The following is a 23,554-nucleotide window of genomic DNA, read 5'->3' on the forward strand; positions in this document are numbered from 1 at the left end:
CGTGCCTTGTCGAAGTAATGTTATACAGTAACACTTCCTTCCACGAGGTTTTCCGGATGTCCGTGTCCATCGCCCGCGATCCGCGTCTTCCCGTCACCGTGTTGTCCGGCTTTCTCGGCGCCGGCAAGACCACCTTGCTCAACCGCATCCTGCACAACCGCGACGGCTTGCGCGTGGCGGTGATCGTCAACGACATGAGCGACGTCAACATCGACGCGCAGCTGGTGCGCGACGGCGGTGCGGCATTGCGACGCACCGAGGAAACGCTGGTGGAGTTCAGCAATGGCTGCATCTGCTGCACGCTGCGCGACGATCTGCTGCAGGAAGTACGGCGGTTGGCCGAACAGAAACGCTACGACTATCTGCTGATCGAATCCACCGGCATCGCCGAGCCGATGCCGGTGGCGGCCACCTTTGCGGTGCGCGATGCCGACGGCTTCAGCCTGTCGGACATCGCCCGGCTCGACACCATGGTCACGGTCGTGGACGGCACTCGCTTTCTGCAGGATTTCGGCTCGGCGGCCACGCTGGCCGAGCTGGGGCAGCAGGCCGGGCCGGACGACACCCGTGGGCTGGTGCAGTTGCTGGGCGAGCAGGTGGAGTTCGCCGACGTGCTGGTGATCAGCAAGTGCGATCAGATCGACGCACAGCAGTTGCAACGCCTGCGCGCCGTGCTGCGTGCGCTCAACCGCGAAGCGGCGCTGGTGGACGCCGTGCATGGCGAGGTGCCGCTGCGTCAGTTGCTCGACACCGGCCGCTTCGACTTCATCCGTGCGCAACTGGCGCCGGGCTGGATGCAGGAACTGCGCGGTCAGCACACGCCGGAGACCGAGGAATACGGCATCAGCAGCTTCGTCTATCGTGCGCGTCGGCCGTTTCACCCGCAGCGTTTTGCGCGCATGGTGCAAAGCGGGCTGCCGCAGGTGATTCGCAGCAAGGGCTTTTTCTGGCTGGCCAGCCGTATGGATTGGGTCGGCGAACTGTCCAGCGTCGGCGGAGCCACGCAGACCAATGCGGCCGGCTTCTGGTTCGCCGCACGCCATCGCGTGGATGCGCACGCGATCGGCGAGCCGCTGCAGACCAGCATCACCCCGCTGCCGTATACCGACATCGGCTGGCAGCGTCAGCAGACCCAATGCTGGACCGCACCGCTGCCGCAATTGCACGAAGTGGGCGATGCCAGCGAATACGCGGCGATGCAGCGGCTCTGGCACCCGTTGTGGGGCGACCGTCGCCAGGAGCTGGCGGTGATCGGTGTGGACATGGATGCGCCGCGCACGCGCGCTGCGCTGGATGCCTGCCTGCTGAGCGATCAGGAATTGCGCCAGGGCCCGGCGCAGTGGCAACTGCTGGACGATCCGTTCCCGCACTGGGAACGTTGAGGTCTTCGCACGCCGTCATGCATGCGCGCCGGTTGCGCACGCATGACGGCATGGCGTGGCCAACCAGCGGGCGCCTCAGCGCGATCCCCACGCAATCAGCGCAATCGCCAGCACCGCCAATGCCAGGCCCACGCGCGTCCAACGCGTGGTGCGTTCGCCGAACAGCGTGATGCCGGCCAACGCACCGAGCGCCACCACACCGATGTTCATCGTTGCAAAGACCGTGGCAGGGCTATGCGGCAGGCTCTGGTGGGCGCGCACGTAAAACAGGATGTTGCCGAAGTTGAGCACGCCCAGCAGCAGACCGGCGGCAATGCTGCGCGGATGCAGCCGATGCCCACGCTGCATGCGCACCAACTGCACACACAGCAGCAACCCGAACGCGATGGCAAAGCACAGCGTCAACGCAGTGAGCGAGGACGTGCCCGACAGCGCAATCGTCTTGAGCAGGATATCGATCAGCGCAAAGCCCACCCACACCCCGAGCAGCCAGGGCCACGCGCGTGCCGGCGCGCCGGTCGTCGATGCAGGCGCGACCGCCGATGGAGCGTGCGTGCGCTGCACGATGCCGACGATGGCCAGCAATCCAACGCCCAGGCCGGCCAGCTTCCAGGGCCCGGCAGCTTCGCCGAAGACGGTAAATGCCGCCGCCAGCGACAACAGCAGCGACAGCCGCTGCGCCACGTCGCTGCGCACGATGCCGGCCACGCGCACCGAGCGCGCCAGCACCAGAAAAATACTCGGCAGTGCAACTGCAAGGCTCAGCAGCGCCAGCCACGGCGTGGTCGCCGCGCTCAGGCTGGAAAATGCAGGGTGCAGCAGTGCCACGGCCAACACGCTGGCGGTGGCGTAATTCCAGGTAATGGCCTGGAACACGTCGATATCCCGACGCGGCGCCAGCTTCAACAGCACCGACACCAGGACACTGCAAACGACGGCAACCAGTAGAAAATGCATGGGCAACGCAACGAGGTGTGCAGGCAGGGCGATGAACGCGGCCGGCGGGACGGCTATTATGAGCGCATGTCCAATCCCCCATTCCCCACCGAATCGGCCGCGTTGACATTGGAGGGGCCGGTCGGTCCGCTCGATGTCGCGGTCGATCTGCCCGAGCCCGATGTCGCTGCGCAAGCGGTTACCGCCATCGTCTGCCACCCGCTCTCCACCGAGGGCGGCAGCATGCACAACAAGGTTGTCACCATGGCCGCACGCGCGCTGCGCGAGCTGGGCATCACGGTGGTGCGCTTCAATTTCCGCAGTGTCGGCAACTCGGCCGGCAGTTTCGATCATGGCGATGGCGAGCAGGACGATCTGCGCGCCGTGGCCGCCTGGGTGCGCAGCCAGCGCCCGGGCGACACGCTGTGGTTGGCCGGTTTCAGCTTCGGCGCCTATGTGGCGTTGCGTGCTGCCGGATCGCTCGAACCGCAGGCGTTGATCTCCATCGCGCCACCGGCCGGGCGCTGGGATTTCAGCGACATGCAGCCGCCGCAACAGTGGTTGGTGATCCAGGGCGACGCCGACGAGATCGTTGATCCGCAAGCGGTGTACGACTGGCTGGAGACCTTGGAGCAGCAGCCCGAACTGGTGCGCATGCCCGATACCAGCCACTTCTTCCACCGCAAATTGATCGACCTGCGCGGTGCGATCCAGCATGGTGTCCGGCGCTGGCTACCGGCCGCCGCCTGACTGCGGCTCGGTCCACGCGTATCGTCTTGCGATGCGCCGTTGAGCGGGCAAGGCAGCAGCCGGCCTGCGGAGAACTACGATGAGTGAGATGACCCCGTCGCAGCGCTACGCTGCCGGCGTACAACGCGGCGACTGGCGCGCCGACCCCTCGCAGCAAGCCGCGTTGGCCCAGCTGGACCGTATCCACGAAGCACTGGTGGACAGCGCGCAGGATGGCTGGCTGGATCGGCTGTCGGCGTTCTGGAAAAAGCCCGAGCCGGTGCGTGGCCTGTATTTCTGGGGTGGCGTGGGGCGTGGCAAGACCTTTCTGGTCGACCTGTTCTACGACGGCCTGCCGATCAAGCAGAAATACCGCACGCATTTCCACCGTTTCATGCGCGGTGTGCACGAGCAGTTGCGCGAGCATGCCGGGCAGAGCGATCCGCTGGCCAGGATCGCGCAGCAGTGGCGCGAAAATCTGCGCGTGCTGGTGCTGGACGAATTCTTCGTCACCGACATCGGCGATGCGATGCTGCTGGCGCGCTTGCTGGAACGCCTGTTCGCCGAAGGCGTGACCCTGGTGACCACCTCCAACACCGCACCGGAAAATCTCTACGCCAACGGCCTGCAGCGCGATAGCTTCATGCCGGCGATCGGCTTGCTGCAGAAGTTCTGCGTGGAGTTGTATGCCGAAGGCACCGAGGATTACCGCATGCGCGCGTTGACGCGCTCGCCGGTGTATCGCGCGCCGCTGGATGTGCAGGCCGACGACTGGCTGCTGCAGCGCTGGAGCGAATTGAGCGGCAATGCCGAGGCACGCAGCGGCACGATCGACATCGAATCGCGCAAGATTGCGGTGCGCGCACGCGGCAAGAGCATTGCCTGGTTCGACTTTGCAGCGCTGTGCGAAGGCCCGCGTGGGCCGGGCGACTACATCGAGATCGCGCGCGAGTTTACGACGGTATTGCTGGGCGGCATCCCGCACTTCGACCGCATGAACGAGGACGCGGCGCGCCGCTTCGTCAATCTGATCGACGAGCTGTACGACCGCCACGTCAACCTGGTCTGCACCGCGCAGGATGCACCGCCGGGGTTGTACAGCGGCCAGCGCCTGGCAGGCGCCTTCGAGCGCACCGCCTCGCGCCTGATCGAGATGCAGAGCGCCGACTACCTGGCCACTGCGCATCGGGCGTGAATGAGTTGCAGGACATGCGAGGGCGACCGTCCCGCATGGATTGCGTCGCTGGCCGGTTGATCTCGCGGATGCAGCCACGTCATCGTTGCGTAGCGTGGCGGTCAGGGGATTTCCCACTTGCTGCGGCGCGCGACAACGTCGAGGACTTCGGCATCGCCGTCGGGAAAGCGGCGATTGGTCGGCGATAGGTCGGCATGCATGTCCCGGCGCACGCGGGCGCTGGATCGGTTCCTGGCTGCACGCCTGTGCGATGTCATCAAGGGATCAAGAGGCCTGGCCCTTCCCGTGGATCCGCTGGTCCTGCCTGTCTGCAGTGTCTTGGCCGGCTGCTTCCATGCAACCGGCGCGGTACGCGACGCTGGCGTCGTCCGCGCGCAGCGTCCAGCACACGCGCATGTCGTGGCGATGTATTCGCTTGCCTGCAGCTTCGCTGGCTGCAAGCGATCACGTGCTTGCTGGCGTGTCAGCGGACCGGCATCGCTGACACGGCGGTGCGCGTGCGATCTGTCGAAAACGCAAACACGCGGCATCGTTGTGCATGCCTGCGATGCGTCTGTGCTGATCTACACGCTGCGTAATCCTGATGCGCACATTGCTCAGGGCCGGCTACTGCATCTCGCCACGCACTTCCGGCACGGCGGTAAAGATCGCTTGCAATTAAATAGCGCACGATGTAATTTACAGCCATGAACACCGCCACAGCCACCACTGCCCGGACCGACGCGCTGCTGCAGCTCGACCATCAGCTGTGCTTTGCGCTGTATTCGGCCAACCTGGCGATGCACAAGCTCTACCGTGGGCTGCTGAAGGCATTGGACCTGACCTATCCGCAGTACCTGGTGCTGCTGGTGCTGTGGGAAACCGATGGCCGCAGCGTGTCGGAGATCGGTGAGCGCCTCTATCTGGATTCGGCCACGCTGACCCCGCTGCTCAAGCGCCTGCAGGCTGCCGGCCTGGTCACCCGCACCCGCGCCGCCAAAGACGAACGGCAGGTGATCATTGAACTGACCGATGCCGGCCACGCTCTGCGCGCCAAGGCTGGCGCGGTGCCCGAGCAGGTGTTTTGCGCCTCGGCATGCTCGCTGGACGAACTGCGTCAACTCAAACAGCAACTGGAAACGCTACGCTCCAACCTCGGTAACGCGTGAGCGCATCCCTGCGCACCTGCAGCCTCTTCAACAAGTCGTACACGATTCAATCGCCAACTATTCAACTACACCACGCGCTGACAGCGCTCACTCTGGAGAACCACCATGGCCTCACCTGAAAAAGTCCTCTACACCGCCCATGCCACCGCCACGGGCGGCCGCGAAGGCCGCGCTGTGTCTTCCGACAAGGCGCTGGATGCCAAGCTGTCCACCCCGCGCGAGCTGGGCGGCGCTGGCGGCGACGGCACCAACCCGGAGCAGTTGTTCGCTGCCGGCTACGCGGCCTGTTTCATCGGCGCGATGAAGGCTGTCGCGGCGCAAGACAAGCTCAAGCTGCCGGGCGAAGTGAGCATCGACAGCAGCGTCGGCATCGGCCAGATTCCGGGCGGATTCGGGATTGCGGTTGAACTGCGCATCGCGGTGCCGGGCATGGACCAGACCGAACTGCAGGCGCTGGTCGACAAGGCCCACCAGGTCTGCCCGTACTCCAACGCGACTCGCGGCAACATCGACGTCACCTTGACCCTGGCCTGATCCACGCCAGCATCACCACGCGCAAGCCGTGCGGTGACGTCAGCAACGGCCCGGCGCATGCGTCGGGCCGTTTTTGTTGCAGGCGCAGGCGCGCGGTCCTGGAAGAACGGGAGACGCCCCGCGCCGAAGTGCCAGCGCTTGCTGGCACTTCGATACGTAGGAGATGACACGAAGAACGCCAGCAGGCACGGTTGCAGCCGCCCGCAATGCGCGCGCCTTGATACAGGCGGTATCCGCTTGCGCACGCTTCCGGTGGCGATCAGAGCCCGTGCCGGGCCATCTGCATGCCGCCATGGGCAGGAAGTCAGGGTGCCGCAGTCACACGCGGATCAAGTTCCGGTGCAAGGCGTGAGCCGGGTCCGGCATTAACGCTGACATCTTTCCAACGACTGGCTCACTTGATTCTCACAGGGTATGGTGTGAATTATGTTGCACAGCAGCATCGGAGCTCAGTAATGCGCGACTCACGCATCGAAAAGGTCGATCTGGCCCTTACCCAGATTGCCAAGGACCCATCGGAAAAGGTGGCGCTCTGGCAATGGGCGTGCCGCGAGATGCTGCATGAGACGCTGATCGGCATGCACCAGCTTTCGCACCTGGCCGGTATCGCCCAGCAGGTCGCCAACGACTGGCGCGCACCGGTGGACGTGATCGCCCCGGAGAAGCCCTATCTGGCGGCTTCCGCCCTGGCCGATCGGCGTCTGCCGCAGGTGCTCGATGGCCTGGGTAATACGCGCGACGACAACGACCGCGCCAATCTGTGGCGTGTGCGCTATGCCAGCCTGATCGCCGCCACGCTGCAAGGCATGCAGGCGCTGGCCGAGAAACACCGCATCGATCGCCAGGCGATGGCATCGGGGCAATTGAACTAAAGCAGTCGACTGACGACTGCGCTGATCGTCCGGTGGGCGCGCCGGTGTCCGGAATGGCAGGTGCCGCCAGTCAGGCGCTGCATTGCGTCGCGGGTCTATCCCTTTCTGATCGCTGCTTGCTGCCTCATTGGCCGCCCAGCGTTTTATCCAAGCGCCGGGCGGCTGGGCACTGCGTCGATGGGCGCCTCAATGCCGAACGGCGGCCTCTTCCAGATGCCGCCAGGCGTGTCGCACGAGCCAGCGCGCCTGATCCCAGGGCACTGACAGCATCGGTTGGTAGTGGTAATACCCGTCCTGCAACACGCGATACAGCTGCGCTTCGGTGGCGCGTGGATAGGCCAGATAGATGTCGTAGCCAAGCGTGAGCAGTCGCGCATAATCGGCGAAATCGTAACCACCCAGATGGCCTTCGGCATGCAGATCGCGCCAGTAGGCGATCTCTGCGTCGAGATTGACGACGCGGCCGGTCAACACGGATGCGGTGTGCATGGGCAGGACTCCGTTGTCGAGACTACCCCCCTGTGCATCGCACCGTAGCAGCGCCTGCCGCATGCAACCAGCGCGCGACGACCGGCGGTCGTCGCGGCTGCGCTGCCACGGGCCGAGCGTTGGCGATCCGTCGCCAAAACCGCGACCTCAATCCCAGTCGGGGGCGATGGCCTTCGGGTTGGCCAGGCGCTGACCACGGTCGAGCGTGGCGATCTCGGCCATGTCCTGCGCGCTCAGTTGCAGCGTCTGCGCCTTGAGGTTGCTTTCAAGATTCTCGCGCTTGGTCGAGGACGGGATCACCGAATACCCCTGCTGCAATGCCCAGGCCAGCGTGACCTGCGCCGGGGTGGCGTGGTGACGCGCGGCAATGGCCTGGATCACCGGATCCTTCAACACCTCGCCCACCGCCAGGGTCATGTACGAGGTGACATGGATGCCTTGCTCGCGCAGGAACGAGATCAAGCTGCGGTTCTGCAGGTACGGATGCACCTCGATCTGATTGGTGGCGATGGCGTCGGCCCCCAGGATCTCGATGGCCTGCCTGATCAATGCAATGGTGAAATTGGACACGCCGATCGCGCGCGTCAGGCCCTGTTGCCTGGCCTCGTTCAAGGCTTCCAGATACTCGCGCATCGGTACCTGATCCTTTGGCGAAGGCCAGTGGATCAAGGTCAGATCGACGTCGTCGGTGCCCAGCTTGCGCAGGCTTTCCTGCAGGCTGGGCAGCAAGGCATGACGCTCGAATTTGTCGACCCAGATCTTGGTGGTCAGATACAGCTGATCGCGCGGCACGCCGGATGCGGCGATGGCCTGCCCGACCTGTTCTTCGTTGTCGTAGATCTGCGCGGTATCGACCGCGCGATAGCCCAGCTCCAGTGCGTTGCGTACCGAGTCGATGACGACCTGGTCCTTGAGACGAAAGGTGCCGAGGCCGAATGCGGGGACAGTCATTGGTTTCCTTGAGTGACGGGATTGGGGAGTAGGGATCAATAAAAGCGGACGGTTTGCATGGCGGGCGCGGTGTCAGTCGAGTGCGACCACGGCCTTGCCGAAGTTTTCGCCGCGCAGCAGGCTGATCAGGCCTTGCGGGGCGCTGTCCAGGCCGTGCAATACATGCTCGCGGTAGTGGATCTTGTCTTCGCGCAGCCATTGGCCCATTTCGCGCAGGAAGGCGGGCATCAGGCGCAGGAAGTCGTGCTGGATGAAGCCGCGCACGGTGAGCCGCTTGCGCAGCACCTGGCCCATGAAATCGGGCAGGCGGTCCGGCCCTGGCAGCGCCTCGCCGCGGCTGTTGTAGGTGGCGACCACGCCGCACACCGGGATGCGCGCAAAGGCGTTCAATTGCGGCACGACCGCATCGAAGACCTTGCCGCCGACGTTCTCGAAGTAGATGTCGATGCCGTCCGGGGTGGCGGCACGCAACTGGTCGGCAAAGTCGTCGGCGCGGTGGTCCAGGGCCGCATCCACGCGCAGGGTGTCGCGCAGGTAACGCACTTTCTCCTGGCCACCGGCAATGGCGACCACGCGCAACCCTTGCAGGCGCGCAAGTTGCGCCACGGTTGCACCGACCGGGCCACTGGCGGCCGCCACCACCAGGGTTTCGCCCGGCTGCGGCTTGCCGATCTCGTGCAGGCCCGCATACGCGGTGAAGCCCGGCATGCCGTACACGCCAAGCGCTGTGCTCGGTGGTAAGCCGTCGTCCTTGGGCAGCTTGCGCAAGGGTGTCTCCGGGGTAAGCAGGGTATGCGTCTGCCAGCCGCCCGACAGCACCAGCAACTCACCGGGGCGATAGTCGGGATGATGCGATTCGATGACTTCGCCCACCGTGCCGCCTTCCATCACCGCATCGATCTCGACCGGTGCGGCGTAGGAGGGACCGTCGTTCATGCGTCCACGCATGTACGGGTCCAGCGACAGGAAGCGGTTACGCACAAGGATCTGGTCGTGGCCGGTCGGCGGCAAGGCGACGTCTTCGAGACGGAAGTTGTCTGCCGTGGGTTCGCCATGCGGGCGCGAGGCCAGCACGATGCGGCGGTTGGTGATGGATGTCATGGGAGATTCCTCGCGGAAAAAACCGCGCGTGGGGTCGGAAAGCACAGCCGCGATGGCGGCTGCGCGAGGGTGTGCGGGGACGCGACGCGCGTTCGCCCGGGTTGCAGGCGGGCTGCGTCAGGCGGCGTCGGATGGCTCAGGCGCGCTTGCCGCATCCAGCTGCGCAACCTGATCGGCACTGAGCGACACGCGTGCCGCGGCCAGTACGTCGTGCAACTGGCGCACGCTGGTGGCGCTGACGATCGGGGCGGTCACACTCGGCCGCGCGATCAACCAGGCCAATGCAATCTGTGCGGGCGTGGCGTGATGGGTGGCAGCCAGATCATCCAATGCCTGAACAATGCGCAGGCCGCGTGGATTGACGTATTGCTTGACCACCGAGGCGCCGCGCGCACTGCTCTTGCCGGCGTCGGCGGCACTGCGGTATTTGCCGGTCAGAAAACCGCTGGCCAGCGAGTAATAGCTGATGACGCCGAGCCCGCGTTCGCGCACCAGCGGCTCCAGCTCGGTTTCGTAGCCGGCGCGATCGTAGAGGTTGTATTCGGGCTGCAGGCTTTCGTAACGCGGCAGCTTGTATTGCTCGGAAATATCCAGCGCATCGCGCAGGCGCGTGGCGCTGTAGTTGGAGGCGCCGATCGCGCGCACCTTGCCTTGTTCGATCAACCGACCGAACGCGGCCAACGTGGCTTCCAGCGGAATCGATTCGTCGTCCTCGTGGGCCTGATACAGATCGATCACATCGGTCTGCAGACGGGCCAGCGAATCTTCCACCGCCGCTGCGATATTGTCCGGCGACAGGCCTGGATGCTCGCTCCACTTGGCCACCTTGGTGGCGATCAATACCTTGTCGCGCTTGCCGCTGCGCGTGAGCCAACGTCCGATGATGGTTTCCGATTCGCCACCGTGGTTGCCCGGCACCCAACCCGAGTACGTATCGGCGGTGTCGATCAGATTGAAGCCGGCATCGACAAAGGCGTCGAGCAATGCGAACGAGGTCGCCTCATCGGCGCTCCAGCCGAACACATTGCCACCGAACACGATCGGTTGAATCTGCAGGCCGGAGCGGCCTAACGCACGGGCTTGAGTCATCGCGGATGTTCCTGATTCGAACTGCCCACAGGATAGTCATCCGCACCGATGTTGCGTGTGACATCGATGTGGATTCTGCGTTCTGCCGATCGCCCTCATCGGCTCACAGGATCTGAACATGTCGCCATGTGTCGAGTGGCGCACGGTGTCATGCGTGGCCGACGCGGGCACACGGCAGTCCCCGGACCGCATGCTAGGCTCGCGCTACTTTTCCCGGAAGAGGGGCACTGCAATGATCCGCAACAAGCTGGCCTGTGCGTGTGTGATGAGTCTGGTGGTGGCGATGAGCGCGCCGCTGGCGATGGCGATGAAACCGGCAGATAGCGCAACCCTGCCGGCACCGGATAAGGCGCTGCAGGCGGCCATCAATGGCAGCTGGCGCGATCGGGTGTACGTGCAGCGCGATGTCTATCGCCACCCCGGCCAGACGCTGGCGTTTTTCGGCATCAAGCCCACCCAGACCGTCATCGAAATCACCCCGGGCGGCGGCTGGTATTCGGAAATCCTGGCGCCGTATCTGCGCCAGAAGGGCAAGTATGTCGCAGCCGTGGTCGACCCGGCATCGGCGCCGGAGGGTCGCAGCCGCGACTATGCGCAGAGCGCGCGCGACGAGCTGGAGAAGAAGCTGGAAGCCAACCCGGCGATCTACGGCAAGCCGTCGATCGTGTCCTATGTGCCGAAGACGCCGTCGTTCGGCGTGGACAATTCTGCCGATCTGGTGCTGACCTTCCGCAACGTGCACAACTGGCGCATGGCCGGCAATGCCGAAGCGATGTTTGCCGGCTTCTACAAGGTGCTCAAGCCCGGCGGCGTGCTCGGCGTGGTCGAGCATCGCGCCAAGACCGATGTGCCGGCCGACGACAAGAGCGGCTATGTGGGTCAGGCGCAGGTGATTGCGATGGCCGAAGCTGCCGGCTTCACCCTGGCCGGCAAGAGCGAGCTCAATGCCAACCCGCGCGACACCAAGGATTACCCCGGTGGCGTGTGGACGTTGCCGCCGAGCAACAAGCACGAGGCCACCGACGATGCCAAGTACAAGGCCATCGGCGAGAGCGACCGCATGACCTTGAAGTTCGTCAAACGGTGATCGATTGCCTGCATGCCGGCGCGCACACGGCGCGTCCGGCATGCAGGGGCCGCAACGTGGTGCCGGGTAACCGATGATGGCCGCATGCACGCGCGCGCATGCCATCCAGGCGCGTGCGTCGTGGAGGGTGCATCCATCGCAGCTGGTGCCGATCGCCTGCATCCAATGCGCAGGTGCGCCTGCGATCTGCGCTGACCACGCAAGAGTGCAACCGCCGAGCGAATGCGCTGCGCGCCTCGCTCCGTTATCGGTACGCTGCATCCATCATCCGCACGAGGCCATGCGCAGCTGTCGTGCGTGTCCGTGAACTCGCGCTACAGGATTCGCATGTTGGTGCTGTTGAACAAACCTTATGGCGTGCTGTCGCAATTCAGCGACCGCTCGCAGCCGCCCAGGCGCACACTGGCCGAATTCGGCTTGCCTGCCGACGTGTATGCGGCGGGCCGTCTGGACCACGACAGCGAAGGCTTGCTGTTGCTCACCGACGACGGTGCACTGGCGCACCGCTTGACCGACCCGCGCCACAAGCAACCCAAGACCTACTGGGTGCAAGTGGAAGGCGCGCCGGAGCCTGCACACCTGCAGGCCTTGCGCGATGGCGTGCTGCTGAATGACGGCCCGACCCGTCCCGCCAAGGCGCGCATGCTCGACCCGGCGCCGGACCTCTGGCCGCGCGATCCGCCGGTACGCGTGCGCAAGACCGTGCCCGATGCCTGGCTGGAACTGCAAATCACCGAAGGCCGCAATCGCCAGGTACGGCGCATGACCGCATCGGTGGGTTTGCCGACCTTGCGCCTGGTGCGCGTGGCCATCGGCGACTGGAGACTGGACACGCTCGCACCCGGTCAGTGGCGCAGGGAAGATGGCCATGGTGCGCGTCCGAGCAGGACGCGGCGCTGAGCCCGATGCATTCGCTACCTGCGTCGCTTCAGCGCAGTGCACGGACATCACGCGGGGATCCGTTACGCAGAGCGCCGCACCCCGTGCGTGCCTGGATCGCCCGGCCACCCAGCGATGCGTATCAAGCCGCGTGTTCTGCGATGCGTGGTGATCGCAGTGACGCCACAGTGGATAGCGGCGATGACACTTGATCGATGGTGGCCCGCCACGCGCGCGGGCCGCGCCACATCGTTCGGCCACGCACGTCCGCACCGATGCCGTTGTGATTTGCCGGGTGACCGGGCGCCATCCACAGACGACAACGCCACGGCGCGGGGCCGTGGCGTTGTCGGTTTTTTCCGTCAGACCGGCGGCTTATTCGATGCCGTCGCTCGGGGTCACCGCACCGCGACGCTGATAGGCCGCGCGGCGTGCATTGGCGTTGCCGGCATGTTCGCGGTCCAGACGATGGACGTTGCCGCCGAGCACCTGCTGGTCACGCTGGCGCTTGCGATAGACCGCATAACCGATCAGGCCGAGACCTGCGACGGCAGCCGCCACGGTGATCGCAGGATTGCGCTTGACCAGCTTGCTGGCGGCCTTGCCGCCGCTGCGCACGGCGCCCAGCGCAGCACCGGTCTTCAGCCAGTCGCCGGCGCCCGGGCGCAGATGACGCAGGCTGCTGCCGGCGTTGCGGGCCTGGTCGCCTGCATTGGAGGCAGCGTGACGCAGATGGTCGCCCGCATTGCCCGCCAGCTCCAGGGCACGCTCCAGGGCGCGTTCGGTGATCACAGTCAGCTTGCTCATTGGAGGCGTTTCCTTTCCGAGTACGTGGGCTGCAGTGTGTGGTCTGGTGCGTATAGACGGTGTTAGCGGCGCCGGGACTTGTTTGGCTTGCGGTTAGGAAGCAATGCAGGCCCGCTTCGATGGTGAGCGCATGGGGCACGGCGACGATCTCGGCTGCGGCTGTGCCTTCCCCCCTTGGAAGAAAGTGTCCAAAGGCGCGGATCAGGGGCGAGCGAAACCTCGTGTCGTGCAGTGCTGAGTGGCTCGGCTGCGTCCCCTCACGCGTCCTGGTCCGCGCTGACAGCGCGGGCGTCAACGGCGCGCCCGCCAGTGGCGCGCAAGGGGCGCCTTGTCGCCCGGCAGCAAGAGGCTGCCAGTGCCACGTGGTTGCGTCCTGTGCCGTCGCTGTCCCATGGATGGTTGGGCGGCGCCGCACAAGCCGTTGAGCACCTGCCATGGTTCGCCGCCGCTGCGGCCAAAAACGATCAGGTGCCGCGCGGTTTCGCCCTGTGCGTCGCCGTCGCCGTCCACGGGTCATCTGGCCACGGATGCCGGGGATATCGCCCTTTCATCTCCTTCCTCACGTCCGGATAGGTGGTTGCCCAGAAGCTCTTCAGGTCCTGTGTGACCTGCAACGGGCGCCCACCCGGCGAGAGAAGATGCAGGGTCAGCGGAATGCGGCCGTCGGCGATGCGCGGGGTGTCGGCCAGGCCGAACAGTTCCTGCAGTTTGACTGCCAGCACCGGCGGCAACGGCTGCTCGGCATGGTCCAGGGCGTAGACGATCTGTCGCTCCATGCCCGAGGGCACGCTGATGCGGGTGGGCGCGTGGCGGTCGATCAGCTGGCGCCGGTCCCACGGCAAGGCAGCCTTGAGCGCGTCGCCCAGACTGGCTTCGTCCAGCGCGTCCAGGCGGGTCTTGCCGGCGAAGGCCGGGCGCAGCCAGGTGTCCAGCGTGTCCAGCAACGCGGGATCGGACAGGTCGGGCAGCGCAAGCTCCGGCATCCAGGCGCGCAGCGATTGCAGGCGTGCGCGCCATTGGCGCAGGCCGTCGGTCCAGGGCAAGGCATCCAGGCCCAGCTGACGCACTGCCTCGGTCAGTGCGCCGGCCGCCTGCGCCGGATCGACGCGGCCGGCCGGGCGGCTGTCGAGCACGATGCGGTCGAAGCTGGATTGCCGGCGCGCGACCAGGGCGCGTTTGTCGGCGTCCCACTGCACCAGATCCTGCTGCACGAAGCGCTCGGGCACGCTGCGGCGCAGATAGCCTTCGTCCACCGGGGCGGCGCGCAGCAGCAGCGCGTCCTTGGCTTCGTAACGCAATTCGCTGGCGACCAGCCACGGCTCGCCGCGCAGATCGCTGTGGTCGAACAGGCGTGCGCTGCGGCCGTTGGCGAGCAGGTAGCGCAACGGATCGGTGGGATGGCGTGCGGCAATGCGATCGGGAAAGGCGTGCGAGAGCAGATCGCCGAGCGCGTGCGCTTCCACGCTGGCCGGCGCGGCGCTGTCGCAGCGCAGCCGGCGTCGCCATTGTTTGGCGGCGCTGTCGATCGCCGCCAGTCCGCTGCGGTTGGCGTCGTGCGCGCTGCGGCCTTGCCGGAACGCAGCCAGTGCGCGCCAGCGTGCGGCCAGTCCATCGCCGCCCTGACGCAGCGGGTCGCGCGCTTCGAGCAGTGCGGCCAGATCGCAGGCCAGCGCCACGCGCGTTGCATCGCCGGCCAGCGCCAGCATCGCGGCCAGGCGCGGATGGGTGCCGAGCGCGAGCATGCGCCGGCCCAGCGCGGTGATGCCGCCGCGCTCGGTCAGTGCACCCAGCCGTTGCAGCAGCTCATGTGCGGCGGCCAGTGCGCCGGCCGGCGGCGCATCGACAAAACGCAGTGCGGTACTGCCCCAGGCAGCCAGTTCCAGCGCCAGGCCGGTCAGTTCCACCTGGGTGATTTCGGCGCGGCGCTGCGGCTCCAGTCGTTGCGATTGCGGCCACAACCGGTACGCCCAGCCGCTGGCCACACGCCCGGCGCGGCCGGCGCGCTGGTCGGCCGAGGCCTGCGCAATGGTGGCGATATCCAGCCGCGAAAAGCCGCTGTTGGGGTCGTAGTGCGGCTCGCGCGCCAGCCCGCTGTCGATGACCACGCGCACGCCGGGCAGGGTGACCGAGGATTCGGCGACATTGGTGGCCAGCACCACGCGGCGGCGTCCCTGCGGATCGGGCTGCAGCACCTGGCTCTGCGCTTCGACCGCCAGCTCGCCATGCAGCGGCAGCACCTGCACCGCCGGATCCAGCACGTCCTGCAGCGCGCTGTGCACGCGTGCGATCTCGCGCTGGCCGGGCAGGAACACCAGCACATCGCCCGGATGCGTGGCCAAGGCCTGTTCCACCGCACGCCGCGTTTGCGGCTCCAGCGCTTCGTCGCGGCGTGCGGGGAAATGCGTGACGTCCACCGGAAAACTGCGCCCGGCGCTGCTCAGGCGCGGCGCGTCGAGAAAGCCGGCCAGCCGTTCGCCATCGAGCGTGGCCGACATCGCCACGATGCGCAGGTCCTCGCGCACCTGCGCCTGCACGTCCAGCGCCAGCGCCAGGCCGAGGTCGCCGGCCAGATGACGTTCGTGGAATTCGTCGAACAGCAGCGCGCCGATGGTTTCCAGCATCGGGTCGTCCTGGATCAGCCGGGTCAGGATGCCTTCGGTGACGACCTCGATGCGGGTGCGCGCGGAGGTCTTGTTCTCGAAGCGGATGCGGTAGCCCACCGTCTCGCCGACCGGCTCGCCGAGCTGGCGGGCCATGAACACGGCGGCGCTGCGGGCGGCCACGCGGCGCGGTTCGAGCATCACGATCTTGCGCCCGGCCAGCCACGGCGCATCCAGCAGCGCCAATGGCACCTGGGTGGTCTTGCCGGCGCCGGGCGGGGCTTCCAGCACCAGCCGCGGATGCGCGGCCAGGCTGTCGCGGATCTGCGGCAACAACGGGGAAATCGGAAAAACGGGCTCGGTCATGCGCGGGAAGGATACGGTTCCCATGCAAGCGGTGCGACCGACAGAAGCGTGGTGTGTCGAGGGCTCGGTGCCCTCGCCGCTCACAGGGCACGCAGGAAATTCGTCCCTGGAGTCTCCGTTGCGGCATTCATGCCGCCGCAGGGTCCCGCAAGCGGCAAGCACCCTGCAACCAAACACCGGATCAACTGCTCTACGACGGGGCTATCCGCACGGACCACCCATTTCAAGAGACCAAACAACCGAGACTTCCACTCGCCGCGTCGTTAGACGGCTAAGAGCGGCTAACAAAACGACTTTGCGTCAGCCTACTGCAGGCCGGCCATCTGCGGCCTGGCTGGGCGGGCAAGGGCCAGTCGAGATGGTCGGCATGCATGGGTTTAAACACAGCAACCAGCGGAGTCTCTGGTGCGGTGTCCTCGCCGCTTGCGGGACCGTGTGGCGGCATGGATGCCGCCACCGAGTCCCCAGGGACGGGTTCACGGCGTGTCCCGCGAGCGGTGAGGGCACCGCGCATTCGACCCACTCCGTGTTTGATCTGGACTTCTGACGGCATCCACCAAGATACGGCCGACAAAACCACTGCACTCACTGACAGGCGCTCGCTCGCCAGGTTTTGTTAGCTGCTCTAAGCCAATCTCACCATCACCCCGCTTCGCGCATCCGGGCGGTCAGGCCCTTGAGAAAGGCGCGCAGCAGCTGGTCGCCGCAGGGGCGGAAATTCTTGTGGCCGGGCTGGCGGAACAGCGCGGACAGTTCCGGCTTGGACAGCGGGAAGCCGGCGCTGGCGAAGATGGCGTGCATGTCCACGTCCTTCAGCTCGAAAGCCACGCGCAGTTTCTTCAACACCAGGTTGTTGCCGACGCGGGTTTCCAGCGGGCGCACCGGCTGGCTTTCGTCGCGGCCACGGAAACGCAACACCAGGCCGTCGAGAAAGCGCGCCAGCATCGCATCGGTGCAGGGCTCGAAACCGGGCTCGTCTTCCTTCTTCAGCCAGGTCTGTACCTGCGGCTTGTCGAGCGCGAACTCCGGGTCGGCCAGGTGGACGATTTCCACCACCTTGTCGTCGCTGAGGTCGAGCATGTAGCGGATGCTGCGCAGTACATCGTTGTGGATCATGGCAATTCCGGGGCCCCGGCCTGTCGCCGGAAAGGCGCCATTCTACGGGGGCGATGCGCAACGCGGCGTTTGCAGGGCCGATCCGTTGCCGAACCGGCGGCCGCTCAGCTGCCGCGATAGGTGGAATATCCGTACGGCGAGAGCAGCAGCGGCACGTGGTAATGGCCGTCATCGGCGATGCCGAAGGCGATTGGCACCTGTTCCAGGAACGGTGGGTCGGCCAGCGCCAGGCCGGCTGCGCGCCAATAGCCGGCCACCTCGAATTCCAGCCGGTAGCGTCCCGTCTGCAGCGTGAGTGCGGCCAGTGCGGGGCAGCGCCCGTCCTGGTTGGTGACGCCGTCGAAGTGCAGGGTGGTGCCGGCGAACAGGCGCACTGCGATGCCTGCGGCGGGGCGGCCGCTGGCGGTATCCAGTACGTGCGTGGATAGGGTGCTCATGCCACCGCCTGGGTCGGTTGCGGCCACTGGCCGACGAATTCGGGCTGGTCGTAGGCCAGATAGCTGTCGACGATGGCCTGGCGGTCGTCCAGGAACAGTTGATCGGCCACTGCGCGGGCCAGTCGTGGCAGTGCGACCTTGAGTCCGGACAGCGCCGCGGCCGAGGGGCCGTGGTTGATCAGCGCCGAATAGTTGAACGCGAACAAGCCGTGCAACAGCGCGGCGTCGTCGGGCGTGCGCGGCAGCAGCTCGAAGCCCGGCCCCAGATACGGGTGCGCATCCAGCACCGGATTGGCCTGGCCCGGCGGTGGCTGATAGCGGTCGGCCCAGCAGGCGATGCGCCCGGACAGCGCGGCCAGTTCCGGGCGCAGCTGCGGGTCGGTGACCAGGCCGGTGGCCACCGCCAGAAAATCGAAACGGTGCTCGCCCTGCGGCGTGCGCACCACCACCTCGCCCTCGCGTTCGGCCACCTCCAGCCACGGAGCGCCCAGGTGCAGCGCGAAGCCGGCGTGCGCGCAGGCGCGCTGGAAGGTGTCGTTGGTCGGCGGCTGGTTGTGCGCGAAGAAGCTGGCCATCATCCGGTACTTGTCCGCATCGGGCAGTGCTGGAAAGCGCGGAATGATGCCGGCCTGTTCCATGTGGCGGAATGGATTGATGCGCGGCAATGCGCTGCGGCGCACGAACACCTCGGCACTGGCAACGCCTTGGTCCAGCGCGAAACAGGCGTTGTCGAACGCGGACGCGCCGCCGCCGAGAATGCCCACGCGCTTGCCGGCCAACGCGGCGAAGTCGATCGGGCCGGAGGTGTGCGCATAGCGCTGCGCGGGCAGGGCGCGGCTGATCCAGTCCGGCACCATCCATTGGCCGCCGCCCTGGATGCCGGTTGCCAGGATCAGCTTGCGCGTCAGCAGCGGTGCGCCCATTGCCAGATGCAGGCGGTGGATGCCCGGCGCCACGTCCGGCTCCACGCGTGCCAGCTGCGTGGCATTGCGCACCGGCAGGCGCAGCACCGCACGGTACCAGCGCAGATAGTCCATCCAGCTGCCGCGCGGAATCTTGTCGAGTGCGTCCCAGCCGGCGACGCCGTGCTGCGCTTCCCACCAGGCACGGAAGGTCAACGACGGCACGCCCAGGTCGATCGAGGTGATCTGCTTGGGCGTGCGCAAGGTCTGCATGCGTGCGTAGGTCACCCACGGACCTTCTTGCCCGGCTGGGTTTTCGTCGATGACCAGCACGTTGTGCACGCGCTCGCGTTGCAGCGCGAACGCCGCGCCCAGGCCGCTCTGGCCGGCGCCGACAATCACCACGTCATAGACATGCCCGGCCGGATGCACGCGCGGCTGCGTCCATGCGTCGCCGCCGTGGGCCAGGCGTTGCAGATCGTGGTGGAGCTCGCGTTCGAGTTGGGCCAGGCTCATGGCAGTGCCTCCAGGCGCAGGTGCACGATCTTGCCGATCTCGGCGAGGGCGGTGGCAATCTCTTCGCTGCGCGAGGCCGCCAGCCGGCGTTCCAGCGCGGCCAGAATGCCGGCCTTGTCGTGCAGCCGCACGCAGATGACGAACGGAAATCCGAACCGGTGGCGATAGGCGCGATTGAGCGCGTGGAAGCGCTGGAACTCGTCTTCGCTGAGCCGGTCCAATCCGGCCGAGGCCTGCTCGGCCGCCGATGCGGCGGTGAGCGTGCGGTCGATCGCCGCCTTGCCGGCCAGCTCCGGGTGGGCGCAGATCAAGGCGAGCTGCTCCTCCGGCGAGGCATCCAGCACCACCTGCATCAGCCCGCGATACACCTCGGCGAACGGACGCCGTTGCGCGGCACGCTCGACCACCCACGGCGAATGTTCGAACAGCGCGTGGTAACGCGCCACGAAGGCTGCATCGTCCAGCACATTGGCATCGATCACGCTCATGCGTGCGTGCCTTGCAGCGAAACGTGCGCGGCCACCACTTTCCAGCCATCGGCAAAGCGCACCCAGCTCTGGCTCTGGCGGCCGCGCGCGCTGCTGCCTTCGCGCATGAATTCGGCATGCGTGGTGGCGCAGTCGTGGCCGTAGCTGTGTACTTCCACGTGCATGAGCTGGCGTTGCGGCGAGCCGCCGCGGCCGCTGCGAAACGCGCGGATCGCTTCGATGCCGTACAGCACTTCGCCCACGCCGTAGCGCACCGTGCTGGGCGCAGCGTGGAACAGCGCGTCCATCGCGGCGATGTCGTCGCGCATGAGCGCACTCTCGTAGGCGTGGAAGGCGGCGGTCACTTGCGCGATCACCTCGGGCAGGTCGATGTCGGCTATGGAGATACTCATGCCGGGTGCACCTGCTGCCAATGCCGTGCGATATCGATGCGGCGCGCAATCCAGGCATCGCCGCTGGCCAGCACGTGATCGACAAAGCGCGCCAGTGCGGCCGCGCGCGCCGGCTTGCCGACGATGCGCCCGTGCAGGCCGATCGAGAGCATACGCCCGCCTTCGCTGCGCAGTTGCTCGAAGCTGTCACGCAGATAGCGGAAGAACGGCTCGCCATCGGCAAAGCCGTTGTAGGCGACGAATTTCATGTCATTGGCGTCCAGGGTGTACGGCACGATCAACTGCGCGCGGCCGTGGCGATGGTCGTAGTACGGCACATCGTCGGCATAGCTGTCGGCGTCGTAGACAAAGCCGCCTTCTTCGGCAACCAGGCGTGCGGTATTGGGGCTGGTGCGGCCCTGGTACCAGCCCAGCGGGCGGCTGCCGGTGACGCGAGTGTGCACCGCGATGGCTTCTGAGATATGCGCGCGCTCGGTGGTCTCATCCACGTGTTGATAGTCGATCCAACGCAGCCCATGGCTGGCGATTTCCCAGCCGGCGGCCTGCATCGCGGCCACCGCGTCTGGATTGGAGGCCAGTGCCTGCGCCACGCCGAATACGGTCACCGGCACGTTGCGCGTGGCGAACAGCCGATGCAACCGCCAGAAGCCGGCGCGGCTGCCGTATTCGTACAGGCTTTCCATCGCCATGGCGCGTGCGCCGGGTTGCGATTGCGTGCCGACCATTTCCGACAAAAAGGCTTCCGAGCCGGCATCGCCGTTGAGCACGCAGTGTTCCGCGCCCTCTTCGTAGTTGATGACGAACTGCACCGCGACACGTGCGCCACCGGGCCACTGCGCCGCAGGCGGGGTGGCGCCATAGCCGACCAGGTCGCGCGCTGTGCTCATGCATGTGGCTCCGCATGCCAGGCGGCCAATGCGGCTTCCACCGCCAGGCCCGGTGTGCAGGCGTAGCCTTCGGCGCGCAGCACCGCTTCCAGCGCGGCCAGGGTGATCAGCACCTTGTGCTTCATCGCGTTGTAGCCCATCGCGCCGATGCGCCAGATCCTGCCTTGCAACGGCCCGAACGCGGTGCCGATCTCGATCTCGAAATCCTCGCGCATGCGTCGCCGCACGGCATCGCCGTCGATGCCGTGCGGAATCACCACGCCGGTGACGTTGGTCATGCGCTGCACATCGTCGCCGAAGACCTCCAGCCCCAACGCGCGGATGCCGGCGCTCACCGCGCGCCCGGCGGCGGCGTGGCGGGCGAAGCGGGCGTCCAGGCCTTCCTGCAACGCCACGCGTGCGCATTCGCGTGCGCCGTAGAGCATGGTGGTGGCTTCGGTGTGGTGGTTCAGGCGTTTGTCCGACCAGTAATCCATGATCATCGCCAGGTCGAAATAGTTCGACGCGATGCGTGGGCCGCTGCCATTGACGATGTCCTCGCGCACGATGCCGCGTTCGACATGGCGGCGCGCGAAGATCGCCTCGGCCGCTGCGTTGGAGATGGTGATCGGCGCCGAGCCGGACGGCCCGCCCAGGCATTTCTGCAGGCCGGCGGTGACCACGTCCACGCCCCAGCGGTCGCTGGCGATCGGCATGCCGCCGATGGTGGCGGTGGCATCCACGTAGCTCAGCGCGCCGGCCGCGCGGCACAGCGCACCCAGGCCATCCAGCGGTTGCGCCATGGTGGTGGAGGTGTCGCCATGCACGGTAGCCACCAGCCTGGGTGCCACGCGCTCGATGGCGTCGGCAATCGCGCTCAGCGGCACCACCTCGCCCCAGGGCGCATCCACGCTGTGCACGTCGGCACCCAGGCGTTGCAGGATTTCGGTGAGCAACAGCCCGAAGCGGCCGAAGTTGATCACCAGCACGCGGTCGCCCGGCTGCACCAGCGATACCAGCGCCGCTTCGATGCCGGCGCGCGCGGTGCCATCGACCAGGAAGGTCCAGCGGTTTTCGGTGCCGAACAACGGCCGGTACAGCGCCATCACCTCGTTCATGTAGGTGGTCATTTCCGGGTCGAACTGGCCCAGCAGATCGGCCGCCATCGCGCGCAGTACGCGCGGGTGCGCATTGACCGGGCCGGGGCCCATCAACAGGCGCTGTGGCGGGTCGAGTTCGCCGAAGGTGTGCAGGTGGCGCAGATCAGGTGACAAGGGGGTCTCCCAGGTGTTCGATGAAGTGGCGCATGACCGCCAGGGCGACCTCGGCGTCGGCCGGGTCGACGTGTTCGTCCGGATGATGGCTGATGCCGCCGGCGCAGCGCACGAACAGCATCGCGGTGGGGCACAGCGCGGCCATCACCATCGCGTCGTGGCCGGCGCCGGAAACCAGTTGGCGTGGCGCGATGCCTTGTGCGGCGACGGCGTGTTCCAGACGCGTCACCAATGCCGGTGCGCAAGGGCTGGCAGCGAGTGTCTGCAACGGGTCGATGGCGATGGCGATGCCGCGGCGTGCGCCGATCTGTGCGAGCGCGTGCTCGATCTCCAGCACCGCCGCATCGCGGCTGGCGTCATCGCCGGCGCGTACATCCAGCGTGCAGTCCACCCGGCCCGGCACCACATTGGTGGCGCCGGGTGCGACCTGCAGCTTGCCAACGGTGGCGACCAGACCGGCGCTGCCGGCGCGTGCGATGCGTTCGATCGCCAATAGCGCTTCGGCGGCTGCGCACAATGCATCGCGGCGCAGCGTCATGGTGGTGGTGCCGGCGTGGCAGGCGCGCCCGTCGAAGCGCAGGGCGAAGCGTCGCTGCGCGGCAATCGCGGTGACGACGCCGACCGGCATGCCGTTGGCCTCGAGTACCGGGCCTTGTTCGATATGGGTTTCCAGATAGGCCAGCACGCTGCCGGGCGCGCGTGCGGCTTGCTGGATGTGCGCGATCTCCAGGCCCCAGTCGGCGAGCGCGGTGGCCACGTCGGTGCCGGTGGCATCGGTGACGGCCAGCGTGGCCGGGTCGAGCGTGCCAGCGACCGCACGGCTGCAGAACATCGAGGCGGGGAAGCGTGAGCCTTCCTCGTCGCCAAAGGCGATCACCTCGATGGCGAACGGCAGGCGCCGCCCCAACGCATGCAGCGCGGCGACGCATTCGATACCGAGCAGGACGCCGAGCGGGCCGTCATAGCAGCCGGCATCGCGCACGCTGTCCAGATGGCTGCCGATCAGCAGCACCGGTGCGTTGGCGCGTGCGCCTTCGTAGCGACCGATCAGATTGGCCGCCGCGTCCAGTCGCACCTGCATGCCGGCCTCGCGCATCCACGCGCTCACCTGCGCGGTGGCGGCGCGATGCGCCGGGCTGAGCCAGGCGCGGAACAGCCCGCTCGGCGCGTCGCTGTAGGGCGGAAGGCCCAACGCATCGCAGCGCGCGACTGCGCGTGCGCCCGAGGCGCTGGCGGGTGAGGGACGCTGCGCGCTCAGCATGTAGCGCCGGGTGGATGTTCTGTTCTGCCGGTGCCGCCAGGACCGCGATGCCACAGGGACTGGTGCATGGAGCCTCCGCAGGCGGTGTGGAAAGGGTGAGGCAACGCCGGGCGATGGGTTTCCCGGTGAAGGGGGCG

At 66.8% G+C, this 23,554-nt stretch carries 24 protein-coding genes; 9 read left to right on the forward strand and 15 right to left on the reverse strand.

Annotated features, from left to right (window positions below):
* Positions 1-56 precede the first annotated feature (56 nt).
* Positions 57-1,382, forward strand: a complete 1,326-nt coding sequence (locus GGR62_RS19325; RefSeq protein WP_184409459.1) for a GTP-binding protein — start codon at positions 57-59, stop codon at positions 1,380-1,382.
* Between the two features lie 75 nt (positions 1,383-1,457).
* Here the strand turns inward: GGR62_RS19325 and GGR62_RS19330 are convergent, their stop codons facing one another.
* Positions 1,458-2,339, reverse strand: coding sequence for an EamA family transporter (locus tag GGR62_RS19330; protein ID WP_184409460.1), 882 nt, complete (start codon positions 2,337-2,339; stop codon positions 1,458-1,460).
* A gap of 66 nt (positions 2,340-2,405) precedes the next feature.
* On the opposite strand from GGR62_RS19330, the gene GGR62_RS19335 reads away from it, so the two are divergent.
* The 6 genes from GGR62_RS19335 (at position 2,406) to GGR62_RS19360 (ending at position 6,796) form a co-directional block, all read left to right on the forward strand.
* The gene (locus tag GGR62_RS19335; RefSeq protein WP_184409461.1) at positions 2,406-3,068 is read left to right on the forward strand and encodes an alpha/beta hydrolase; all 663 of its coding nucleotides are present in this window, start codon (positions 2,406-2,408) and stop codon (positions 3,066-3,068) included.
* Positions 3,069-3,147: 79 nt separating this feature from the next.
* On the forward strand, positions 3,148-4,242 hold the full coding sequence (gene zapE / locus GGR62_RS19340) for a cell division protein ZapE (protein WP_184409462.1): 1,095 nt from the start codon (positions 3,148-3,150) through the stop codon (positions 4,240-4,242).
* A gap of 198 nt (positions 4,243-4,440) precedes the next feature.
* A complete protein-coding gene (locus tag GGR62_RS19345) occupies positions 4,441-4,932 on the forward strand; it encodes a hypothetical protein (protein WP_184409463.1) in 492 nt (163 codons plus the stop codon).
* Complete coding sequence (locus GGR62_RS19350) at positions 4,929-5,390, forward strand: MarR family transcriptional regulator (RefSeq protein WP_184409464.1); 462 nt, start codon at positions 4,929-4,931, stop codon at positions 5,388-5,390. The genes GGR62_RS19345 and GGR62_RS19350 overlap by 4 nt, the downstream gene beginning before the upstream one ends.
* Before the next feature lie 105 nt (positions 5,391-5,495).
* Positions 5,496-5,924 carry an organic hydroperoxide resistance protein gene (locus GGR62_RS19355; RefSeq protein WP_102580170.1) on the forward strand — a complete coding sequence of 143 codons (429 nt, stop codon included), beginning with the start codon at positions 5,496-5,498 and terminating at the stop codon, positions 5,922-5,924.
* A gap of 455 nt (positions 5,925-6,379) precedes the next feature.
* Positions 6,380-6,796, forward strand: a complete 417-nt coding sequence (locus tag GGR62_RS19360; RefSeq protein WP_184409465.1) for a hypothetical protein — start codon at positions 6,380-6,382, stop codon at positions 6,794-6,796.
* Between the two features lie 186 nt (positions 6,797-6,982).
* On the opposite strand, the gene GGR62_RS19365 is transcribed toward GGR62_RS19360, so the two are convergent.
* The 4 genes from GGR62_RS19365 to GGR62_RS19380 all read right to left on the reverse strand — a co-directional run bounded on the left by GGR62_RS19365 (position 6,983) and on the right by GGR62_RS19380 (position 10,426).
* Entirely contained in the window at positions 6,983-7,285 is a 303-nt protein-coding gene (locus tag GGR62_RS19365) for a hypothetical protein (protein WP_184409466.1), read from the reverse strand.
* Positions 7,286-7,432: 147 nt separating this feature from the next.
* Positions 7,433-8,236: a 2,5-didehydrogluconate reductase DkgB gene (dkgB, locus tag GGR62_RS19370; protein WP_184409467.1), complete on the reverse strand. Its 804-nt coding sequence runs from the start codon at positions 8,234-8,236 to the stop codon at positions 7,433-7,435.
* Between the two features lie 72 nt (positions 8,237-8,308).
* Positions 8,309-9,337, reverse strand: coding sequence for an NADP-dependent oxidoreductase (locus GGR62_RS19375; protein ID WP_184409468.1), 1,029 nt, complete (start codon positions 9,335-9,337; stop codon positions 8,309-8,311).
* Between the two features lie 117 nt (positions 9,338-9,454).
* On the reverse strand, positions 9,455-10,426 hold the full coding sequence (locus GGR62_RS19380) for an aldo/keto reductase (protein WP_184409469.1): 972 nt from the start codon (positions 10,424-10,426) through the stop codon (positions 9,455-9,457).
* A 232-nt stretch (positions 10,427-10,658) separates the two neighbouring features.
* Here GGR62_RS19380 and GGR62_RS19385 point away from each other — a divergent pair, with 232 nt between their 5' ends.
* Complete coding sequence (locus tag GGR62_RS19385; RefSeq protein WP_184409470.1) at positions 10,659-11,513, forward strand: class I SAM-dependent methyltransferase; 855 nt, start codon at positions 10,659-10,661, stop codon at positions 11,511-11,513.
* A 327-nt stretch (positions 11,514-11,840) separates the two neighbouring features.
* Positions 11,841-12,413 (forward strand): pseudouridine synthase, encoded by a 573-nt coding sequence (locus GGR62_RS19390; RefSeq protein ID WP_184409471.1) that lies wholly within the window; start codon positions 11,841-11,843, stop codon positions 12,411-12,413.
* 354 nt (positions 12,414-12,767) lie between these two features.
* Here the strand turns inward: GGR62_RS19390 and GGR62_RS19395 are convergent, their stop codons facing one another.
* The 10 genes from GGR62_RS19395 to GGR62_RS19440 form a co-directional block, all read right to left on the reverse strand.
* Positions 12,768-13,199, reverse strand: coding sequence for a hypothetical protein (locus tag GGR62_RS19395; RefSeq protein WP_184409472.1), 432 nt, complete (start codon positions 13,197-13,199; stop codon positions 12,768-12,770).
* 464 nt (positions 13,200-13,663) lie between these two features.
* A complete protein-coding gene (gene hrpB / locus GGR62_RS19400; RefSeq protein ID WP_184409473.1) occupies positions 13,664-16,165 on the reverse strand; it encodes an ATP-dependent helicase HrpB in 2,502 nt (833 codons plus the stop codon).
* A 642-nt stretch (positions 16,166-16,807) separates the two neighbouring features.
* Complete coding sequence (locus GGR62_RS19405; RefSeq protein ID WP_184409474.1) at positions 16,808-17,281, reverse strand: DUF1456 family protein; 474 nt, start codon at positions 17,279-17,281, stop codon at positions 16,808-16,810.
* A gap of 104 nt (positions 17,282-17,385) precedes the next feature.
* Positions 17,386-17,745 (reverse strand): hydroxyisourate hydrolase, encoded by a 360-nt coding sequence (gene uraH, locus GGR62_RS19410; RefSeq protein ID WP_326520278.1) that lies wholly within the window; start codon positions 17,743-17,745, stop codon positions 17,386-17,388.
* Positions 17,715-19,136, reverse strand: coding sequence for an FAD-dependent urate hydroxylase HpyO (hpyO, locus tag GGR62_RS19415; protein ID WP_184409476.1), 1,422 nt, complete (start codon positions 19,134-19,136; stop codon positions 17,715-17,717). The genes uraH and hpyO overlap by 31 nt, the downstream gene beginning before the upstream one ends.
* On the reverse strand, positions 19,133-19,624 hold the full coding sequence (gene uraD / locus GGR62_RS19420) for a 2-oxo-4-hydroxy-4-carboxy-5-ureidoimidazoline decarboxylase (protein WP_184409477.1): 492 nt from the start codon (positions 19,622-19,624) through the stop codon (positions 19,133-19,135). Before uraD ends, hpyO begins: the two co-directional genes overlap by 4 nt.
* Complete coding sequence (gene hpxZ / locus GGR62_RS19425; protein WP_184409478.1) at positions 19,621-20,016, reverse strand: oxalurate catabolism protein HpxZ; 396 nt, start codon at positions 20,014-20,016, stop codon at positions 19,621-19,623. The genes uraD and hpxZ overlap by 4 nt, the downstream gene beginning before the upstream one ends.
* Positions 20,013-20,903 carry an allantoinase PuuE gene (puuE, locus tag GGR62_RS19430; RefSeq protein ID WP_184409479.1) on the reverse strand — a complete coding sequence of 297 codons (891 nt, stop codon included), beginning with the start codon at positions 20,901-20,903 and terminating at the stop codon, positions 20,013-20,015. The genes hpxZ and puuE overlap by 4 nt, the downstream gene beginning before the upstream one ends.
* Positions 20,900-22,156, reverse strand: a complete 1,257-nt coding sequence (locus GGR62_RS19435) for an alanine--glyoxylate aminotransferase family protein (RefSeq protein WP_184409480.1) — start codon at positions 22,154-22,156, stop codon at positions 20,900-20,902. Before GGR62_RS19435 ends, puuE begins: the two co-directional genes overlap by 4 nt.
* Entirely contained in the window at positions 22,146-23,417 is a 1,272-nt protein-coding gene (locus GGR62_RS19440) for an allantoate amidohydrolase (RefSeq protein ID WP_184409481.1), read from the reverse strand. Before GGR62_RS19440 ends, GGR62_RS19435 begins: the two co-directional genes overlap by 11 nt.
* Positions 23,418-23,554: the final 137 nt, after the last annotated feature.

Origin of the sequence: Xanthomonas sp. 3075 (assembly GCF_014197275.1) — a bacterium.
GTDB classification, from domain to species: domain Bacteria; phylum Pseudomonadota; class Gammaproteobacteria; order Xanthomonadales; family Xanthomonadaceae; genus Xanthomonas; species Xanthomonas campestris_B.

What these genes read in the sequence shown, in the direction of transcription:
- GGR62_RS19390 (WP_184409471.1), top strand. Translation starts at nt 11,841, where the DNA reads ATGTTGGTGCTGTTGAACAAACCTTATGGCGTGCTGTCGCAATTCAGC.
- zapE (WP_184409462.1), top strand. Translation starts at nt 3,148, where the DNA reads ATGAGTGAGATGACCCCGTCGCAGCGCTACGCTGCCGGCGTACAACGC.
- GGR62_RS19395 (WP_184409472.1), bottom strand. Translation starts at nt 13,199, where the DNA reads ATGAGCAAGCTGACTGTGATCACCGAACGCGCCCTGGAGCGTGCCCTG.
- puuE (WP_184409479.1), bottom strand. Translation starts at nt 20,903, where the DNA reads ATGAGCACAGCGCGCGACCTGGTCGGCTATGGCGCCACCCCGCCTGCG.
- GGR62_RS19355 (WP_102580170.1), top strand. Translation starts at nt 5,496, where the DNA reads ATGGCCTCACCTGAAAAAGTCCTCTACACCGCCCATGCCACCGCCACG.
- hrpB (WP_184409473.1), bottom strand. Translation starts at nt 16,165, where the DNA reads ATGACCGAGCCCGTTTTTCCGATTTCCCCGTTGTTGCCGCAGATCCGC.
- uraD (WP_184409477.1), bottom strand. Translation starts at nt 19,624, where the DNA reads ATGAGCGTGATCGATGCCAATGTGCTGGACGATGCAGCCTTCGTGGCG.
- GGR62_RS19345 (WP_184409463.1), top strand. Translation starts at nt 4,441, where the DNA reads ATGTCCCGGCGCACGCGGGCGCTGGATCGGTTCCTGGCTGCACGCCTG.
- GGR62_RS19385 (WP_184409470.1), top strand. Translation starts at nt 10,659, where the DNA reads ATGATCCGCAACAAGCTGGCCTGTGCGTGTGTGATGAGTCTGGTGGTG.
- GGR62_RS19375 (WP_184409468.1), bottom strand. Translation starts at nt 9,337, where the DNA reads ATGACATCCATCACCAACCGCCGCATCGTGCTGGCCTCGCGCCCGCAT.
- GGR62_RS19380 (WP_184409469.1), bottom strand. Translation starts at nt 10,426, where the DNA reads ATGACTCAAGCCCGTGCGTTAGGCCGCTCCGGCCTGCAGATTCAACCG.
- GGR62_RS19335 (WP_184409461.1), top strand. Translation starts at nt 2,406, where the DNA reads ATGTCCAATCCCCCATTCCCCACCGAATCGGCCGCGTTGACATTGGAG.
- GGR62_RS19360 (WP_184409465.1), top strand. Translation starts at nt 6,380, where the DNA reads ATGCGCGACTCACGCATCGAAAAGGTCGATCTGGCCCTTACCCAGATT.
- GGR62_RS19365 (WP_184409466.1), bottom strand. Translation starts at nt 7,285, where the DNA reads ATGCACACCGCATCCGTGTTGACCGGCCGCGTCGTCAATCTCGACGCA.
- hpxZ (WP_184409478.1), bottom strand. Translation starts at nt 20,016, where the DNA reads ATGAGTATCTCCATAGCCGACATCGACCTGCCCGAGGTGATCGCGCAA.
- dkgB (WP_184409467.1), bottom strand. Translation starts at nt 8,236, where the DNA reads ATGACTGTCCCCGCATTCGGCCTCGGCACCTTTCGTCTCAAGGACCAG.
- hpyO (WP_184409476.1), bottom strand. Translation starts at nt 19,136, where the DNA reads ATGAGCCTGGCCCAACTCGAACGCGAGCTCCACCACGATCTGCAACGC.
- GGR62_RS19350 (WP_184409464.1), top strand. Translation starts at nt 4,929, where the DNA reads ATGAACACCGCCACAGCCACCACTGCCCGGACCGACGCGCTGCTGCAG.
- GGR62_RS19440 (WP_184409481.1), bottom strand. Translation starts at nt 23,417, where the DNA reads ATGCTGAGCGCGCAGCGTCCCTCACCCGCCAGCGCCTCGGGCGCACGC.
- GGR62_RS19325 (WP_184409459.1), top strand. Translation starts at nt 57, where the DNA reads ATGTCCGTGTCCATCGCCCGCGATCCGCGTCTTCCCGTCACCGTGTTG.
- GGR62_RS19405 (WP_184409474.1), bottom strand. Translation starts at nt 17,281, where the DNA reads ATGATCCACAACGATGTACTGCGCAGCATCCGCTACATGCTCGACCTC.
- GGR62_RS19330 (WP_184409460.1), bottom strand. Translation starts at nt 2,339, where the DNA reads ATGCATTTTCTACTGGTTGCCGTCGTTTGCAGTGTCCTGGTGTCGGTG.